Origin of the sequence: Geomicrobium sediminis, from assembly GCF_016908595.1 — a bacterium.
Classification (GTDB): Bacteria; Bacillota; Bacilli; order Bacillales; family Marinococcaceae; genus Geomicrobium_A; species Geomicrobium_A sediminis.
On record NZ_JAFBEC010000012.1, the window covers coordinates 25,877 to 43,620 of the forward strand.

The following is a 17,744-nucleotide window of genomic DNA, read 5'->3' on the forward strand; positions in this document are numbered from 1 at the left end:
TGTTGTTACCTTTATAATACAATACCCCAGTAGGGTATGTCAACGATTAATAATTGTTCACACAACCACTCACTTGAGCTTGCTTTGTTTGCGGGTCACAGTGACACCTTAACTCCTCTTTGTGACTACGTTTCTTCTCTGGTTTAATCCAACGATTCGTCTCAACACGGTACCATAGTACAGCCGCTCGAATAACAATATCAATTCCGATTGCTAACCACACGCCAGCAATGCCTAACTCCAATTGAATGGCCAAAATGTAAACGAACACCGTACGAATTAACCACATTCCAACCGTTGTCAAATACATCGGGAATTTAGTATTTCGTGCCCCTTGGAATGCTCCCGTTAAAATCAATAAGATTGCCAAAAACGGTTGGAAGAACGCTGCGATCTTTAACGCTGTGCCAATTTCTGCTTGAACGACTAGGTCATCTGTAAAAAAACTTCCCATCCATTCGCCGAAGATAAATAACAAGATTCCCATGAAGACCATAAAGCCCGCAGATATCAAGGCAATGAGCTTAGCGTAGCTTTTCGCCTGTTCATATTGCTTCGCCCCGACGAGCCTTCCAACGATAATTGTCGCAGCTGCCGCAAACCCGTAAGCGATCATATAAGAGAATGTTTCAATGTTCCCTGCAATTTGATGTGCAGAGAATGTACTCGTCCCTAGAGCAACGATAAATCCGAAATAAACAACTTGTCCAATTCGCATCGCTAGACGTTCACCAGCTGCTGGTGCTCCTAGACCGAGTAAGTTCTTTTGATCTTGGAGATTAAATCGAAACTGTTTCTTCTTAAGATCAATGGAATCATTCTTTCTTACATAATAGAGTAGCATTCCGACCCCTACAACTCTCGCAAGAACCCCTGCAATTGCTGCACCTACAATACCAAGTGGGGGTATAAATAAAAATCCGAAGATCAACAAGTAATCAAAAACCATGTTTACAACGTTTGCGATAATGACTGCCTTCATCGGCGATTTCGTATCTCCTGTACCCCGTAGAATACTGCTTAAAACAAACATTAACGCCATTACAATTGAAGGAATCGCTAAGATTTGAAAATATACTGTCGCTAATTGCAGCACTTCTGGTTCTACACCTAATAAGCGAATCAGATTCTCTGCAAAAAATAACGTAATGAAACCAAGGAATAGTCCTACAATGACCGCTTGAATCATTCCTTGTTGAGCAATCTTAGATGCTCTTCGGTCGTTGCCTTCACCTTTAGCGTTTACCATGAGTACGTTAACTCCGACACCAATTGCCATAAATACTGCAAAGTAAATCGCAAGTATGGCATTCGTAACGCCAACCGCAGTCACTTCCTCTAATCCAACTTGGGCAATAAACAACGTATCAACAAAACCGAGCAATGTCTGAAAGAAATTCTCAATGACTGCCGGCATTGCGAGAACGAGGACAATCTTGATTTTTTCAGATGTTCGTAAGCCTTCTTGCAACGTACGATCTGCAATACTCATGTTCGCTTCCTCCTCTGTGTGATTACATACTACTATACCCCCCTATAGTATTTCAAAAGAAAAGATTTCCTTTTTATGAAGTTCACTACTCGTTAGCGTTTGATTACATGACGCAATTATTCATCCTTTATGAAACACAAAAAAGCTACCCCAACAAAGAAACTGACTTTGTGAGATAGCTTTTTTCTCAACACGTTACGACCTCGAATCCCATTCGCCAAACCTTCTCGGATCGGCTCCACCTTTTATGGTATTTTCGTTATAGTCAACGATCAGACTTTGAACCGCTCCGAAATGAACCGCATTTCGGGAATTATCGATCGTGTAACCGTCCTCTTCAAGCGATTCTGAGACGTTCGTAGAGAGCCTTCCTTCGATTTGAATCGTTGGATTATGAAGATCATAATACGATCGGTTCTCTTCAATGGCTTCTTCAATCGGCTGTTCAAACATTAAGTGACGCACGAGAACTTGTGTAAGTGTTGATGTTATTCTCCTGCCCCCAGAGCTTCCGATTCCAATAATCGGGTAGTCATCTTTAGCAAGAATGGTTGGTGAAATATAGCTAATCGGTCGCTTATTCGGCTCGTAACGGTTCGGTGACGTTGCACTCACTGAAAAATTGTCGAGTTGATTGTTTAAGAAAAAACCATCTACATATTTTCCAGAACCGAAAAAGCTACTTAGCGTGTTTGTTGCTGACACCATCGTACCGTCTTGGTCGACAATAACAAAGTGTGTCGTATTGCCATCTTTCTCTCCACCTTCAAGATCTGTTGGAAATTCCTCGTCTTCAGCTTTTAATGAGATGTCATTGGCTAGGTCCTCCGCATATTCTTCTTCTAAAATTTCGTTAAGAGGTATATCGACAAACCGGGGATCGCCAATCATTTGAACACGATCTTGATATGCTTTTCGTGTAATTGCCCCCGTCCATTTCATGAACTCTGCAGACTGGTCACTCCATCGATCAATTGATAACTCTTCGGCCATTTGTAGAGAGTGTAGCAACATCGTTCCACCTGCGGGTGGCGGAGCAGCGTACACATCAAAATCTGAAAACGTTGCTTGCACAGGTTCCACAACATCAACATTATAATTTGCAAGGTCGTGCCGATCAATGGAGTTCGTGTGCAATGCAATGTTGTCTCCAATTTTGCCTTTATAAAAAGCAGATGGTCCTTCTTCTTGAATTAGCTTAAGCGTCTCTTGTAAATCCTCTTGTTTCAACGTGTCTCCGACATCAATAGCACGTTCATTCGGATAGAATTGCTCAGCCGCTTCAGGTTCTATATAGTTGTAAGCATTCTGAAGATGCGAATGAAGTGAGTAAGAGACTTCAACACCGTCACCTGCGAGTTGAATTGCAGGATCGAGTAAGCGATTCATCGACCATGAACCATATTCTTCATGAACTGTGTCCATGCCAAGAACAAAGCCTGGGACCCCAATTCTTGAATCTGGTATTTCTTCTTGGTCTGGAGCCACTTCTCTATAGTCATAAGCAACGGGCGACTCTCCTGCTGGATGTACAAGCATAACCCCGCCGCCGCCAATACCTGACGCTTGTGGCTCTAAAACACCTAGAGAATAAGAAACAGCGATCGCAGCATCGATCGCGTTTCCTCCTTGATTTAATATATCCATCCCAATCGCTGTTGCTTCTGGATTATCAGTCGCAACACCAAATCCGGGACTTTTCTTCTGATTCTCGACTTCAAGGGCATCATAGTCCGTCGCTTGACGCTCCTGATCTGTGTCTAGTGAGTTAATGAAGAGGAGCAGAACAGCAATCAATAGTAGACACACGACGAATAAGCTCTGATTACGGCTCGAAGACATACGATCACGCCCTTTTTTCCCTTACATGAATACGAGTAATACCATCAAAGTAAGAATAAACCCGATGATTGAGTGCGTAGAAGCACTGCCTTTTTGATATTTAACCGTTTTGATACATTTTTCTTTAAATGTTAGTTGTGACATTCTGTTCTCTCCTTACATGAAGAATAGTTGGTATACGAGTAAAATGCCGAACGTCGTCAAGCTTAAAAGTGCTGTACTGGCCATCGTTGCCACGAATCCTTGACGTTGAATCGTATTGGCAATTAAACCTGGCACAATCAAACCAATCGCTTGAAGATGCGCTACTTCTTGTGGAGTAAATCCAAAAAACGTATCAAACCCTAGTTTTAATATGATTCCGGTTAAAAGCATGGCCGCAAATTTCCTGCGACCGTATAAAATTGTAAATCGATTAATCACGTGCATAACGACGAGGTACGTCGCGAAGCTGATAAATAAAATAGAGATTGCATACACTGGTGTCGCTACGACAAGTGCGATATATCCTGGTACGACTAAGCCCGCGGGAACGATGCCTGTTTTCTCAGCGAAGAATAAACTGAGTGTTACTCCGGCAACGAGTGCTACGGTTATTTCTGCGATATCCATGATCAAACTCCTTAATTACGATTGTTTTTAATTGATTGCTGCAACTTTTTCTTCAATTGGCATTTGCATTTTCTTTAATTCATGAGTGAGCGGTTCAGCTGCACCATGAATGTTGCCAACGCCGTAAATGACGGTTTCTTGAATGTATGGTTTGATTTCTTCGAGGATCTCCTCTGTTGAATATCCTTCTAAATTCAGGAGGTGTTCTGTTGGGATGTTGCCATTATTGTAGTTATCAACGATTGGAGCAGTCGTTTCCCCGATAATAACGAGCGTTCGACATGGAAGATAAGGAAGTACATCGTGTGCAAACTGTTCCGTTCGTTCATAACGATCACTACGGCAATTCATGACGACAACCGCATCATTCGTTGGATAACCGAGCGTTTGCACTCTTTCCCAAATGTTGATTGTAGACGTTGCGTCATTCGCTGCGAACCCGTTCACAAGAAACGATGGTTGTTTTTGATTTAAATCGAGTGGTGTAATCTGAAGAGAACCTGGATCTGGCCAAGCGTTTAACATACCTTTAAACGCAGTTTCTTGATCAATTCCTAATGCATCGGCAACTGCTAACGCTAACGCTGCATTTTCTGGAAAGACCATATAATCAAACTGAAGTAAGAAAGCTTCTGGAATTCTAGATGTATCACAAACGATCACTTTCGTATTGCGCTCTTCTGCAATTTCTTTGTACATCGGTACGTAAGGACTTTCATTCACGATCAAGTGACCGTTATGAGGAATGGTAGCTGTAAATGCATAAGCGACTTCATCTAATGTCGGACCGAGTAGATCCATATGGTCTTCAAGTACATTTACGATCACGCCGATATTCGCTTTTAGCATCTTCTCTTGAAAAACGGTTTGGTAGTCCGGTGTAACAGCCATACACTCACTGACGAGCGCATCGGCGTCTTCTTCCGCCACTTTTTTCATAACTCCTTTTTGTTCACCAATGTTTGGACCTTCTGGGCGGCGGACAATTGGATCTTCTTGATCCTTATACCAATAAAGCATTCGTGCTTGTGTGCCTGTTGTTTTCCCAACGGTTTGGTAATTCGCTTCCGTTAATACGCCTGTGACTAATCGAGTAACGGTAGATTTCCCACGAACACCATTAATGTTGATACGAACCGGAATGGCCTCAACATTTCGGTTATGTTTTCGATGTTCAAGAAAACCGAATACGAGTAAAGAAAGTAGACAAATGGTGATGATGAATAGCATAATTCGACTCCTTTGTTAGCGTTTATGAATGCATAGATTAATTAGAATTGCTAACACCATCCGTTAGTATAAAGGTGAAAAATAATGATACCATCACAGCAAAGTTAAAAACTGTTACGAAACCATTAAACGCAATTTTTATTATTTTATGTAAAACGATGTCGAGAAAGCGAACATAGGGACGAGGAACTATGCGATAAGGTGTGATTTGATCTAGATAGCGAAGTCTTTCTTAGATTAAAGTAGTGAATAAACAAAGCATAGTCACAGTTTTTATAGGAAAAAAACGGCTTTAATCAAGTTGTTACGTAACTGTAACTTTGGATGAAACTTATGTACTAAAAACTAGATTTAAAGTATTTATAAGGTAAAATAATACGAACTTTAGTAAACCAACGTGTTTCTTTTCTAAAAAAAACCTGCACACTAGTGCAGGCCTGGAGGATGTCTCATTGTTTCGTTGCAGCAACGATCAGCATCATCGGACGACGAAGCTCATGTTGCATTTGCACATCTACTAACATTGAAGCCGGTGGTGAAGGTTCAATCACACGATTTAACACCCACCCATTCATTAACAAACCATTAAGATAACTTGTTAACGTCTTATGATACTTCATAACTGTTTCACCTAGGAAATTTGTTTCTCTTCGACCTTCTTCAAAATAACGATCAATAGGAAAATGTTGAACCGTTCCTTGACTCGTGTATACCCAATCTTGGCTACCTTCAGCGGTAAACGTTGGATGCTCTACAGAAAATATAAATTGCCCCTTACATGTTAATGCGTTGTGTATCTTTTGTGCTACATCATTGAAAGAAGGAACGTAATGTAGAGCCAATGAGCTAAGAACAACATCAAATGACTCTCGTTCTAGCTGGATGTCTTCTATAGAAGAGTGAACGTATTGTATTGATGTATATTTAGTTGACTTAGATTTAGCGACTTCGAGCATCTTACGCGACTGATCTACACCGATTACCTTGCTTGCTCCATTCTCAGCCGCGTACATGCAGTGCCATCCGTAACCGCAGCCTAAGTCAAGCACCGATTTCCCTTTAAAGTCAGGCAAAACTTGCTGCAAGGCATTCCATTCACCTGCTCCTGCAAGACCTTTTTGTGAACGTTCCATCTCACTATACTTCTGGAAAAGAGACTGCTGATCATATGGATTATTGTCCAACTTTCTTCACCTCGATTGCATGACTTTGCTTCTAATCTATTCTCACACTTAACGAAATGCTAGTTTGATACTTCTATCGTCTGTTTAGGTAGACGTTTCTTATTCTCAAGATGATTACGTACATTCAATGAAGCAACACTCGCAAGGAATAGAATTACACCAGCAGCTGCAAACGAAATGAAGTGCGTTCCGTACTGATCGTATCCCCAACCCCCGAGCCAAGAACTGAACATTGCACCCACTTGATGACCAAAGTATGCCCAACCATAGAGCAACCCTACGAGCTTTACACCATATACATCGGACAACATTGCCGATGAAAGAGCGATACTTCCTGCCCAGACAAATCCCGCAACAATGACAACTGCATACAGCTGCCAGACCGATGCAACCATCACCAATGCGATTAGACCCATTCCTCTCACTAAATAAATGAGTGCGAGTAAATATTTACGAGGCATCTTATCAGAAAGCGCCCCTAAGATTAACGTACTTGGAATCGCAACGAGACCAATCAGACCGATTGCAAAGGAAGCGGTCATTGCATCGAACCCGTGATCTTGTAACATCGGTACGCCATGTGTTCCGAGCAAATTCATGCTAAACCCGCAAGCAAACAACCCAAATGTAATGTACCAAAACGGCGACGTTCTCATCGCCTCTTTCCACGTTAAACAAAGCGCTGGTTTCCGACTTGTTGCGTTTTGTTTTTCTGAATCCAATTCATCAGTATCTTCAGGCGCTTCATCACGGACGATAAAGATCGTCATTGGAATTATAATAAGAAGAAATGCGGCCGCAAACAACAGAATGGTCGCTTGCCAACCAAATCGATCAATTGCGATCGTTAGAACTGGCGTCATAATCGCAATTCCAGCCATGGAACCAGTAGATAAGTAAAATAAAGCCCGCCCCCGCTGCCTCGTGAACCACTTTGCAATGACTGGCGTTAAAGCGACTGGACTCGTAAACGCAAGTCCTAATGACAAAAACACACCAAATGCCATGAAGAAATTAAACGGATGTGTCGCTAAAACGGTCCAAATGCAGGACACTGTTACGATTAATATTCCTAATCGTAAGACAAAATTGGTACTATAACGTTCGACTAAGTAACCTGCAAGTGGCATCCCCATTCCGTAGACAATCATACCGACAGCAATCATTGTTGATAACTCTGTACGATCAAAATTCAAGTCTTCCATAATTGGAAGAACGAACGGTCCCATCCCCATTCTCATTCCGACCGTTAATAACGTAATGATTGTCGCTGCCGCTACGATATTCCAACCAAAATACCATTTCCTAAATCCCATTATTTCACTTCCCAGTATTCAATTTGATCTGGGCATGAAAAAAAGCCCATCTACTCCGGTAAAGTAAACTGGCTTTTCGTCATAGAGGATCACCATGGCTAGGTCACATATGACTGATCAGTTCATCATTTAATACGATTAGTATAAGGTTGAAAGCGCTTAACGTCAAATTCATCTGACTAATTTTGTGTTTACTTGACTACTTTTATAAGTATTATCATTTGAATGAATTTCCTTAACTTACGAAACGACTCGTTGTTATATAAGATGACAATATATTTGACAATTCATACTATTTTATCTAACAATAGAATTACCCTATACCCTTTCTGAAGGAGTGAAGCGAAATGCCTGAAACACGCTTTAAAGTTGACCTTACGAAGAAGATGGACAAGCAAGCTGTACCCGGACATAACCGCTGGCATCCTGACATCCCAGCTGCCTTTAGCGTAAACCCAGGTGAATCCTTTCGAATGGAATGTTTAGACTGGACCGATGGACAAATCGCAAACAACGATGATCCTAGTGACATTGAGCACGTTGACCTAGATCGCGTACACGTCTTAAGTGGGCCTGCTCATGTAAACGGTGTCCAACCAGGAGATTTGCTCGTCGTTGACATTCTCGATGTAGGTGCCTTCCAAGATCACGAATGGGGCTTTAACGGCATCTTTGCAAAAGAAAATGGCGGTGGCTTTCTTGTTGATCATTTCCCAAATGCTCAGAAATCGATTTGGGACTTTAACGGCATCTACGCCACGAGTCGTCACATTCCTGACGTAAAGTTCGCAGGTATCATTCACCCAGGTCTAATCGGAGTGGCTCCTTCACATGAATTGCTCGCTGAATGGAATCGACGTGAAACCGCACTCGTTGATGAAGACCCTAAGCGTGTTCCTCCTCTTGCAGAACTCCCTAATCCTGAAAGCGTTGTTCTCGGTACGCTTCAAGGAGAAGAATTCAATCGCGTAGCGAAAGAAGGCGCTAGAACTGTTCCCCCTAGAGAGAACGGAGGCAATTGTGACATCAAAAACCTCTCTCGTGGTTCACGCATCTATTTCCCTGTGTTTGTTGAAGGCGCCAAGCTCTCAGTTGGGGACCTTCACTTTTCTCAAGGAGACGGTGAAATTACATTTTGTGGTGGAATTGAAATGCCAGGATGGATTGACTTGCATGTTGATGTCATTAAAGGCGGAATGGACAAATATAACATTCTTCAAAACCCAGTGTTCCAACCTGGTCCAATGGATCCGAACTACACAGAGTTTCTCACATTCGAAGGCGTAAGCGTTGATAACACGTCTGGCAAACAGAGCTATCTTGATGCAAATATTGCCTATCGCAACGCATGCCTCAATGCGATTGATTACTTAAAGACAGTCGGCTACACAGCTGAACAAGCGTATATGATTTTAGGAACAGCGCCGATTGAAGGTCGAGTCGCAGGAATTGTTGACATTCCGAATGCGTGTTGTACAGTATCCATTCCAACAGCGATTTTCAACAAAGATATCCTCCCGAAAAAGGAATGATAAAACCAACATGATCTATTCATTTTCTTGTCCGTCGTGCGGACCATTTGAAGAAAGACACACATCATCACATGGAGACAAGACAAAGTCCGTATGTCCCGTTTGCAAAGAACCTGCAAAACGAATCTTCAAAGTTCCAAACACGTTTTCAATGAATGCGACTGTTAAACGGAAGGTCGACCAAGGTGCAACCCCGACTCTCACACAAAAAGACCAACTGCAAGGCACGAAACGCAAACAAAACAAGCCCACATCACGCCCGTGGCAAATTGGGTAGATCTGCGCACGTCGCAGATCTTTTTTCTTATTCTACTAAACATCTTTGTATGATGGTGGTAAAGCGTTAGGATTTAAGAATCTAGAACTACACGATAACTCTGCAACTGGTATTTCACTTCAAAACCGACCGACTGATAGAGTGCAATTGCCGCTTGGTGGTTTGCTTCTACACAAATGGTTATCTCATCAATTGATTCATAAGAAAATAGCTCGTTGAGCGCACAATTGATTAACCTTTTTCCAACCCCTTTTTTCCTAAATGTTTCTGCTACACCAACATACTCAATCGTTCCCTCACTATGCTTCGGACTTGCTTCGAAGTATACATACCCTTGAATGGTTGATTCATTCTCTGTAACGACAATTAATTGGTTATCGTCATCCAAGCGATTTTGGATCGTTTGCGCATCGAAATACGTGTTCGGGAATAGCTGATTATGAAGATCTGAAAAGGAATCACAATAGGGGTTCGTATACGGTTCTACTTGAACTTCCTGCTTACTGAAGCTCTCTCTCGTTCTTTGCAAAACGAGATCTGAACCACGTTCAATTCCTTCACGGTCGATCGCAAATTGCTTTACAAACGTATTTTCCTTATTCATGAAGAAAGAGAATTTGCTTACTTCTTTAGGTACGTTTCGAATTAATTGATTCCACAACTCAACAGCAAGTCCCATCTCTTCTTCATGTATAAATGGTCCCCATACATCGGCAACTCCCCTCGGTAAATCAACATCTAGCCCAACTGCGCCAACGATCGCATCCTCTTTGTAAGCAACCACAAACGAGTCTTCGAATGGTAAATCTGAGAAATCGTTCACGAGCGTATCATAAATTTCACTACTGTTCTCCCCGCAAAATCCGATGTGATGTTTCGGTTGGTTGTTCATCGTTTCCAAGAAGTTAGAAAGCTCTCCTGCAGATGGAGACTTTGTTATATGTAAACTCACTTGAATCACCTTCCTCGATATAATGATGTCTAAACTAATGATCATCTCATCTTTTCTTCCTTATTATATCCGAACTAAGTGATTAGTGAGAATAGTGAAACGACCATTAAATACCGGATGATTCAATGGTCGCTTTTCTTTAATGGGCAATCATCTCATGGACAATTTCCTCTTCATTCATCGTTGATGGATAATACGTTGGCCAATTCGTTACTTCATTTAATAGTTCCTCACGGTCATCCCCCCAATAGAGATGAAAATGGTGCGAGTCTGTTGGAGAAATCTCATGATCGCTGAACTGAATGAATTGCGGCATCTCTTCGTCTCCATCGTATTTTTCAAAAATAAATCGTACCCCTCGATTACCTGCCTCGTACGTTAAAATCTCAAAACCATCGTTTCCATACTCAGCTGTATACTCTTCATCTTCTTCAAAAAAGGTAAAACGTTCTTCATCAATAACGATGCGACCAACATTCGTTTCATAACCAACTTCATAGTATTCTTTATACTCTTCAGCAGTCATATTGCTTTCTGCTTCATTCGCTTTATGTTCAAAAACTTCATCTAACGCACCCTCTTGCAAATAAGGGTATACAGATTGCCAATCCCCACTCCAATCTGATAATGAACGTTCTTCTACATCGTCGTTATAAAAGAAACCATCATAAATTCTTTGACTTTCTTCAACATGGGCATGACTATGATCGTGTCCGTGGTCATGATCATCTATAACAACTTCTAGTACAGAGGATTGAACATACGCTTCATGATCGTCATCAAAAAGTACTGCTTTAATTTCTTGACCGTTCACCGTAGCCTCGCCCGTATACTGGTCCGTACCATGGTCGGGTACCGTTTCCCACTCAGCATGATCATCGTCTCTCGTATACCAATGCCAATGATCGTAATTTGTATCGTCATCAAAATGCGCAATAAGTTCAACGTTGTCTCCCGTGTGATAATGATCCGCCAATCCTTCAATGTCTACTTCCTCTGGTGCATGTTGACCTGGATCTTGATGTTCATTGTGATCATGCTCATGCTCGTCGGCATCATGACTTACTTCTAGTTGTTCACTTCCATCCGATGACGTTGGCTCATGACCATTTTCTGTGGCATCACATGCGACAAATAGTGTTGACGCAGCTACCAGTGTAACGATCCTCTGTAGGTTTTTTCTCACGTTATGTTCTCCTTCGTTGTATGTTTTTGACTCATATGACTTTTGCAAACAGCAATAAGTATCGGAATTAAATTATTACCAACTTGCTTTTTTAACTCCTGGTAATTGACCTTTATGGGCTAATTCTCGAAAAGCTATGCGAGACATCTTATACTTTCTCATGTATCCCCTAGGGCGACCGGTTATTTCACATCGGTTCTTTAACCTCGTCGGAGAAGAATCCCTTGGCAAATTTCTCAATGCTTCATAATCTCCTTTTTCTTTGAGTTCTCTTCGACGTTCTGCATAGGCTGCAACCAGTTCTTGACGTTTACGTTCTTTTACGACTTTAGATTTTTTTGCCAATCTGTTTAGCACCTCTTTCTTTAATCGTAATGATTACGATTTATACATTAAATAACTTTCCCTCTCGTGTCAATTACTTTTTTTGATCAGCGAATTAAACGATAGCTAGAAATCCTTATCCAACAATCATTTGCTTACATTTTAAAAAGTGCTATGAATGATGTATAGAGAGGAAATTGAAGATATAAAAAAAGCCCTCATTTCAAATTTGAAATGAGGGCTTTTTGTTAGTAAATGATCACTCGTATTTGTTGTTTAAGGGCATTTAAGCAAACCTAAGTTACAGAGTATTCCCCCCTTCAGTCTCAAATTCCCCCCTTTCATGACAAAACAGCTGAATCCTGTTGTACTTTCCACGATACTTAAAACAAGTCATTCGCCAAAAGTTTACTATTTAAAGGAAGTGATGCAAGGATGTCTGGACCTAAAGATTCTGGATCAACTGTAAAGCAACCGACCCATCCTGAGCACTCGTTACAAGGAAATACAGATGGACGATTGTTAGCCCCTGACCTAGCCCGAGGATTTATGCTGCTTATTATTGCGATCGCACATGCAACGTTGTGGGTAGTCGCAACAGAAACAACACAAATCGGTCGTCCTCTTGGAGGAACACTTGTAGATGATATAACCAATTTCTTCAGTACTCTATTCGTCGTCAACCGTGGTTTGCCTTTATTTGCACTTCTGTTTGGTTATGGACTCGCAATGATGGTAAGGCGACAAACAGAAAGCGGGATGTTAGAAAGAAAATCAAAACAGTTAATAAGACGAAGAGCGTTATTTCTTATACTCTTTGGTATCATACATGCTGTATTTATTGGCGGAATTGATATTCTCTTCGTCTACGGGATTTCAACCTTCCTTATTGGGTGGATCTTGTTTAAGAAAGATAAAGTTCTTACCTATGCATTGGTCTATATGAGTTTGTTTTTTGTGATCGTTTTGCCTATTATATGGGTGATATTCTCTGTGATTACAGATATCGCTAATGTAGAAACACCAAGTCGTGGAAGCTTAACGCCAGGGAATTATGTGGAAGCATTATTCTATAACGTAATTAATTTACCGATCGGTATGCTCGGACAGCTTGTTATGTACCCCATGCTATTAACTCTTTTGATTGGCGTCTGGGCAGGGCGTAGAAACTTACTGGATGCGAAACTGCATCGCAATTGGTTGAAGGGTATGGCTATAATCGGAACAACCGTGTTGATTGTTGGTGCCTTGCCTTTAGCATTGATTAGTGTTGGTATGTGGATCACAACCCCTCAAATGGAAGGATTCATGACCTTCTTGCAAATCATATCAGGAATCGCAGGCGGATTAGGTTATATGGGAATATTTGGGCTGATCGGATCGTCTGTAAAGCAAGCAGGTCTAATCACACGATCCCTCCAAGCGTTAGGACGCCGCTCATTGACCTTTTATGTTTTCAATGAAACATTGTTAGTCATCTTATTATCTCCAGTTGTTCTTGGCCTAGGAGCATCAACACACAGTACTGGTGCTTTACTAATCGCACTGTTCGTCTGGCTATTAAGTTTAGTCATAGCGGCGATAATGGCAGAAAAAAGAATACCTGGTCCATTAGATTCTCTTATGCGCAAGCTTGTATATAAATAGTGTGCAAAAGCGTGTTTCTTCATTTTCCGAAGAGCCACGCTTTTGAAGATCGATGCTTATCTCACCTAAGTCAGCGACTTCAATTCCCTATTTCACTACTTCTAAAATATGCTCTTAAGTAAGTTGGTGAATTAAAAAAATCTTCATTTCCACTTGGAAATGAAGACACAAAAAAATACCACCCGCTCAATTGCGTTGGTATTACTGAGGTTTTATATGGTGCGGTTGAGTGGACTTGAACCACCACGGGATTTAACTCCCACTAGGCCCTCAATATTGAGAATACACATTCTCTGATGCAAAACCTTAATATAGAAGCATTTCAGTTTGCTGATTCCATATTTTTTGATGAGTTACTACGCTTTTTGGTGAATTAATGGTTAATAATACGGGCGAACATTAATGATTCTATAAACATTAATGTTCGCTTTTTCATTATAACTGCGTAGTGTCCAGCTTCCCCAGCATATGGATTACTTTCTTTATATAGAATCTTTTCACCATTGCTGATAACTTTTTCAGTAATTTTATCCACCTGTTCAGCGGGATGCTGCATGAAATGCTAGATGATTTAATCCTGATCGCTTCTTATGATATGAAACATCGAGATACTTTTCTTCCGTTTTTACAAAACCAATTATACGTATCTTCAAGCTTCCAACTTTGACCTTGATCCCACTTTTGAAAAGGTATATAGCCAATCTATTCCAAAAACCATCCCCAAAATAGAATCGATTTACTTAATTCAGATACATATATATCAATGTGATGAATCAGTCCTTGTTTCAATAGAAGTACCCCTGTGTACTGTTTTTTTACCTTTATGCTCAATGATGGCTTCCAATTGTGGTTACGACATACTAATCGTTTGGATCCTATCATCAAAGGATTGTAAAAAGGCGATTGCAGATTTGTCGTTTGGAACGACCAAGCAGCAGGAACTACAAATTTGGAAAGCTTATAAATGAACTAAATAACAAGTCACCTTAGAACGATCGTGTAACTTAGGGATTTTACTTGATTTTCAATTGTTTTACGAATAATGAATAAGTGTCCACCTTATGACTAAACGATTCTATGCCACCTTCTAAACAGTTAATAATGGACTTCGCCACTATAGGATCAGATGGATACCCTTTCGTCTCTATCCAGCCATTGCTATTATCTGATTCCATAACAATAACTTGCTCAGTATCAGCATTAGTAACAATAGTAGAATTATGTGTAACAACAATAACTTGTCGCGCATTTTTTATTTCTTTTAGGCTTTCAACTAAGTTTTTGTAAATATATTGGTTATCTAGATTGTCCTCGGGCTGATCTATAATAAGTGGAGTACTATCATTTACATGATACCCATACTTAAATACAAATGACAAAATTGAGACTACCTTTTGTCCAAGTGACATATTTGTAATATATTTCATGTCTGCGCCTACCGTTTGATTTAATTCTTTGGAGTTAATATTAAATTTTATTGTAAATTCATCGATAATTTCAAACCAGTTGATTAAGGTCTTTTCTATAATCTCTCTTTTAGAAGTCAGTACATTATACATTTGCTCATAGACATCTTTATAGTTATTCTTATCAATTACTTTTAATCCCTTATGTACATCTTTATAGCTTGTAGGTTGGTTTATTATCATATCTTCAATTTTCAAAAGGCCGTTTATTGTCGTGTACTTCTTATTAAATAGCAGCTTTAGAAATCGTGAAATACCAAAACGACTTTCAAATAACTTAATGTATCTGGCAATATCATTCCACGTAAGTAATGTATTAATAACTGAATCGTCACCACTCACATAGTCTAGCAATTCTCGTAAGTAATATTCATTGTGCTCTAATTTAGGAGAATAAACTATTTCTATCTGTTTATCATATTTTCTATTAAAGTCACTTATTAACTCACCAATTTCATTTTTGCGCTCACTAACCGCATCTTCCATTTTATTTATATTCTCACGGATAAACTTATTAAAACTTCTTTTAGGTACAGATTGTAACCTTCTAATATAATATGAGAATTGGTCACCTTCTAGCCCTTGCAAAATGACATCTTTGATAAAATTATCTACCTGATCATTATTAATCTTATTAATGATGTTGTTTATGTTGTACGTTCTACTATAAACTTTAGATAAAATATTACTTTTAACCTCATTTGTGCATTTTTTGTATGCTCCATCTTCATGTTTATATAGGTTATTCCAGTGACTCGATAACAATATTTTATTCTCTGAAACCTGCGTATAAGAGCCGTCAATGAATACATCATCAATAAAATATTCATCACTTAAATTCTTAGTTTGCGGAATAAATTCTAGAATATATTGATCGCTTTCACAGCAAAATAATATAAAAACCTTTTCATGTTCAGCAAGGAACTCCAAGTTTTGTAACCTGTCAATTTCATTAGTCAATGCGACCTGAATTATCTTTAGTATTGTACTTTTACCTGTTCCACGCCCACCGATAATACAATTTAAATCTCTTGAAAAATCTACAACCAAGTCGCCTTGCTTATCCTGAGTGTCTTTTAAAAACCCTTTATCTCCTGGCCGTACACACATTCCCTTTATAAATACTTCAGATTTATTTGGTCTATTCTTATAGATATTAATTGAGTGATTACGAAATGCTTTTTTTAAAGATGCAAAGTTAACTTTACTAAATTTTACCCAGGCGTTTTGAGTCCCTAATTTTGATATACAGTGGGCATCGCTCTCATAAATAATACCCAACTTCCGCGCAATATCTTTGTTAAAAGAACTAATTCGATCTCGAACCTTTTGTTCACTTTCTAAATTTGTTAAACCTATTACATTCATAAGCCCAGAACTGAACAAAGTTTTATTATATACTCCGCTGCCTAAAAAATTACTTGTATTTAAATGCGCCAAATAAGCAAGACCATCAATCCTATTAATCTCTTCAATTAGTACTTGACTCGTTAAATACGTGCCCTCCTTCTCGTTGATTATAATCTCATCTAAAAAGCGTTGTACCAATTCATATTTATTATCTTCAAAGATTCCAATCAGATGATTTTGTTCAGAACATGAGATTTCTACCCCTAAAAAAAGATGTACATAGTTTTTACCTCTACTCTTACCTTTTTCACGAAAATATTGCTCTAATGAACACCTAAGTTTTCGAAATCCACCTACTGTATTATGGTCAGTAATTATAGCGACTTCTACACCACTTTCGTACAGTTTATGAGCAATTAACATGAAAGAAAGGTACTCTTTAAAAGAGATAAAAGGCTTTCCTTCCTTCTTAAGATCTTTGAAATATTCCTCGCTTTCATAGAATGATAAATTCTCTTTTAGAACATCAGCTGCTTCTTCACTTATATAATTAATCTCAAGTGCATAATCAATGATATCAATCGTACTTAACTCCGTATAAAGCTTTCCAGGTATTAGACTATAATCATGAGAGGCTGGAGTATGAAAATGAAACTCACATTTCTTTAAGGTTCCATAACTACGCCTTTTACCATCTATTTTTCTTGCGACATTATCTAAGTAACGAAGATCGGTACTGGCAATTTTCAACTACAATCCCCCACTTTTTACTGATATTTAGTATATAAGTATTGAGAACTATATTATGTTTCCATCTTAGCATTTACTTCCGTATAGGTAATGCAAAACTTATCATACATTAGTCAGATTTAGATTACTTTCTATACTATTTTAGCTAGCTAATTCCGATATCGCACTATTCAAGAACTCTTTCGTTTCCTGTTATATAAGAGCACCCCTTACCTTTTAAAGAATATTTTTATATTAGGAGTACTTATAATTTAATAAATAATAACTCAAATACTATATAACCAGTTTGTATAATTAAACATCAGGTATAAGTTATTAATGTCAATGACGTACCCTTGCTAAAGATAAAAGCACTATTGTTGAAAAAGTGGAGGAACTACAATGAGTCAAGAAATGGAAACCATATACAATAAACATATTGCAGATGAAAAATTACAGCAAGGTACTAAATATGAAAGACTTGCAACAACTGTAGTGTTTAAGATTTTAAACACTTGTTGTAATTCATGATTTAACACTACGGGGTGACGGAACCAGCCAGTTTTTTTAGGAGTTAACCCCCTCACTTTTAACTAACCTACCCC

At 39.3% G+C, this 17,744-nt stretch carries 15 protein-coding genes and 1 pseudogene; 4 read left to right on the forward strand and 12 right to left on the reverse strand.

What is annotated here, in order from left to right; genetic code table 11:
• Nucleotides 1-46 precede the first annotated feature (46 nt).
• The 7 genes from JOD17_RS16980 to JOD17_RS17005 form a co-directional block, all read right to left on the reverse strand.
• Complete coding sequence (locus JOD17_RS16980; protein WP_204699176.1) at nucleotides 47-1,492, reverse strand: MATE family efflux transporter; 1,446 nt, start codon at nucleotides 1,490-1,492, stop codon at nucleotides 47-49.
• A gap of 195 nt (nucleotides 1,493-1,687) precedes the next feature.
• Nucleotides 1,688-3,334: a gamma-glutamyltransferase gene (ggt, locus tag JOD17_RS16985; RefSeq protein WP_204699177.1), complete on the reverse strand. Its 1,647-nt coding sequence runs from the start codon at nucleotides 3,332-3,334 to the stop codon at nucleotides 1,688-1,690.
• 21 nt (nucleotides 3,335-3,355) lie between these two features.
• Entirely contained in the window at nucleotides 3,356-3,478 is a 123-nt protein-coding gene (locus JOD17_RS21610) for a hypothetical protein (RefSeq protein ID WP_255343394.1), read from the reverse strand.
• A gap of 12 nt (nucleotides 3,479-3,490) precedes the next feature.
• Entirely contained in the window at nucleotides 3,491-3,946 is a 456-nt protein-coding gene (gene pgsC, locus JOD17_RS16990; RefSeq protein ID WP_204699178.1) for a poly-gamma-glutamate biosynthesis protein PgsC, read from the reverse strand.
• Nucleotides 3,947-3,973: 27 nt separating this feature from the next.
• The gene (pgsB, locus tag JOD17_RS16995; RefSeq protein WP_042420406.1) at nucleotides 3,974-5,176 is read right to left on the reverse strand and encodes a poly-gamma-glutamate synthase PgsB; all 1,203 of its coding nucleotides are present in this window, start codon (nucleotides 5,174-5,176) and stop codon (nucleotides 3,974-3,976) included.
• 449 nt (nucleotides 5,177-5,625) lie between these two features.
• On the reverse strand, nucleotides 5,626-6,360 hold the full coding sequence (locus tag JOD17_RS17000; RefSeq protein ID WP_420827949.1) for a class I SAM-dependent methyltransferase: 735 nt from the start codon (nucleotides 6,358-6,360) through the stop codon (nucleotides 5,626-5,628).
• Between the two features lie 59 nt (nucleotides 6,361-6,419).
• Nucleotides 6,420-7,676, reverse strand: coding sequence for an MFS transporter (locus tag JOD17_RS17005; protein WP_239575672.1), 1,257 nt, complete (start codon nucleotides 7,674-7,676; stop codon nucleotides 6,420-6,422).
• 347 nt (nucleotides 7,677-8,023) lie between these two features.
• Between JOD17_RS17005 and fmdA the strand changes: the two genes are divergently transcribed.
• Together fmdA and JOD17_RS21860 are read left to right on the forward strand one after the other, a co-directional pair.
• Nucleotides 8,024-9,208 carry a formamidase gene (fmdA, locus tag JOD17_RS17010; RefSeq protein WP_204699179.1) on the forward strand — a complete coding sequence of 395 codons (1,185 nt, stop codon included), beginning with the start codon at nucleotides 8,024-8,026 and terminating at the stop codon, nucleotides 9,206-9,208.
• A gap of 10 nt (nucleotides 9,209-9,218) precedes the next feature.
• Nucleotides 9,219-9,485: a zinc ribbon domain-containing protein gene (locus JOD17_RS21860; RefSeq protein WP_204699180.1), complete on the forward strand. Its 267-nt coding sequence runs from the start codon at nucleotides 9,219-9,221 to the stop codon at nucleotides 9,483-9,485.
• A 73-nt stretch (nucleotides 9,486-9,558) separates the two neighbouring features.
• On the opposite strand, the gene JOD17_RS21760 is transcribed toward JOD17_RS21860, so the two are convergent.
• The 3 genes from JOD17_RS21760 to rpsN all read right to left on the reverse strand — a co-directional run bounded on the left by JOD17_RS21760 (nucleotide 9,559) and on the right by rpsN (nucleotide 11,968).
• Entirely contained in the window at nucleotides 9,559-10,437 is an 879-nt protein-coding gene (locus tag JOD17_RS21760; RefSeq protein WP_204699181.1) for a GNAT family N-acetyltransferase, read from the reverse strand.
• A gap of 139 nt (nucleotides 10,438-10,576) precedes the next feature.
• The gene (locus JOD17_RS17025; protein WP_204699183.1) at nucleotides 10,577-11,623 is read right to left on the reverse strand and encodes a ZinT/AdcA family metal-binding protein; all 1,047 of its coding nucleotides are present in this window, start codon (nucleotides 11,621-11,623) and stop codon (nucleotides 10,577-10,579) included.
• Nucleotides 11,624-11,698: 75 nt separating this feature from the next.
• Nucleotides 11,699-11,968 (reverse strand): 30S ribosomal protein S14, encoded by a 270-nt coding sequence (gene rpsN, locus JOD17_RS17030; protein WP_204699184.1) that lies wholly within the window; start codon nucleotides 11,966-11,968, stop codon nucleotides 11,699-11,701.
• Between the two features lie 414 nt (nucleotides 11,969-12,382).
• Between rpsN and JOD17_RS17035 the strand changes: the two genes are divergently transcribed.
• Nucleotides 12,383-13,594: a DUF418 domain-containing protein gene (locus JOD17_RS17035; RefSeq protein ID WP_204699185.1), complete on the forward strand. Its 1,212-nt coding sequence runs from the start codon at nucleotides 12,383-12,385 to the stop codon at nucleotides 13,592-13,594.
• 373 nt (nucleotides 13,595-13,967) lie between these two features.
• On the opposite strand, the pseudogene JOD17_RS21395 reads toward JOD17_RS17035, so the two are convergent.
• Together JOD17_RS21395 and JOD17_RS17040 are read right to left on the reverse strand one after the other, a co-directional pair.
• A pseudogene (locus JOD17_RS21395) lies at nucleotides 13,968-14,296 on the reverse strand (VOC family protein).
• Nucleotides 14,297-14,607: 311 nt separating this feature from the next.
• Entirely contained in the window at nucleotides 14,608-17,160 is a 2,553-nt protein-coding gene (locus JOD17_RS17040; RefSeq protein WP_204699186.1) for a Spaf_1101 family AAA-like ATPase, read from the reverse strand.
• Nucleotides 17,161-17,541: 381 nt separating this feature from the next.
• On the opposite strand from JOD17_RS17040, the gene JOD17_RS21615 reads away from it, so the two are divergent.
• The gene (locus JOD17_RS21615; protein ID WP_275581897.1) at nucleotides 17,542-17,670 is read left to right on the forward strand and encodes a hypothetical protein; all 129 of its coding nucleotides are present in this window, start codon (nucleotides 17,542-17,544) and stop codon (nucleotides 17,668-17,670) included.
• The last annotated feature ends 74 nt before the right edge of the window (nucleotides 17,671-17,744 follow it).